The organism is Bacillus sp. P4_D3, from assembly GCF_056401855.1.
The window spans coordinates 1-1,180 of record NZ_JBFUIN010000866.1 but is presented as its reverse complement, the minus strand read 5'-3'; the positions used below and the strand labels follow the sequence as shown (position 1 = coordinate 1,180).

Genomic DNA, 1,180 nt, shown 5'->3' with positions numbered 1-1,180 from the left:
AGTTCGTATGGAATTGTTTTTCTTTCTGCTTTTGAAACATTTGAATATTTTAGAGTTAAAAGAAACCCTATACATAAAATTATGCAAACCATAAGAACAAACCAAAAACGTGTCAGTGATATAATTCTCATTATCATCCCTCTTTCATGTCGTTGTCTTCACTATTTATCATACAAAAAGAGGATTAAGCTAGAGTAAATTTGAAGTAAAGAAACGTAAAGAAGGAGCACTTATCCTCCAAAATAAGTGCTCCTTTTTATTAAAAGAGAGATTTAACATGCAATCAAAATAATACAAATTACTATAAATTAAACATTCTTTGTCTTTCAAAAWTAAGATAAAAACTAAAAGTTAGTAAATTCGGAAGACTGATAGTGTAGCTGTTGTGTCACCAGTGTTAGGGATGGAAATAGTATTTACTGTAGGTTGTACAGAGATTGTTGTACCAGCTGTTAAAGTAATAATTGTGGAGAAAGAAACCGCACTACCGATAACGTTAGTTGAAAAATTACGAGTAGGTGGTTGACCGTTGAATGAAATACCGAATCCAAACGGTGAAGAACCCGGGAAGGTTGTAGATGCTGAGAAACTAATATCGTATACTCCTGTTTCTAAAATAGTTAAAGTATCTGAAGTGTCATTAAAAGAGAGATTATTTAGTTCGAAAACTTGATTGAATTGGATATTTGTTCCAGGTGATATAGTTTGTGGATTAGAATTTCCTATTGCTGCTATAGTTACAGGGAGTGGTGTGCCCGACGGTCCAGTAGCACCACGAAGTCCTTGAGGTCCAGTAGCGCCAGTAGCACCAGTAACGCCACGAAGTCCTTGAGGTCCAGTAGCACCAGTAGCACCACGAAGTCCTTGAGGTCCRGTAGCRCCAGTARCRCCACGAAGTCCTTGAGGTCCAGTAGCGCCAGTAACGCCACGAAGTCCTTGAGGTCCAGTAGCGCCGGTAGCACCACGAAGTCCTTGAGGTCCAGTAGCGCCRGTAGCRCCAGTARCRCCACGAAGTCCTTGAGGTCCAGTAGCACCGGTAGCACCAGTAACGCCACGAAGTCCTTGAGGTCCAGTAGCGCCGGTAGCACCAGTAACGCCACGAAGTCCTTGAGGTCCAGTAGCACCGGTAGCACCAGTAACGCCACGAAGTCCTTGAGGTCCAGTAGCGCCGGTAGCACCA

Annotated in this window: 1 protein-coding gene; it reads right to left on the bottom strand. The window is 41.9% G+C overall.

Annotation, left to right across the window (positions count from 1 at the left end):
• Positions 1 to 351: 351 nt before the first annotated feature.
• Positions 352 to 1,180 (bottom strand): Gly-Xaa-Xaa repeat protein (locus AC1DTM_RS27495; RefSeq protein ID WP_477001376.1); only part of this gene is annotated, 829 nt, incomplete at its 5' end.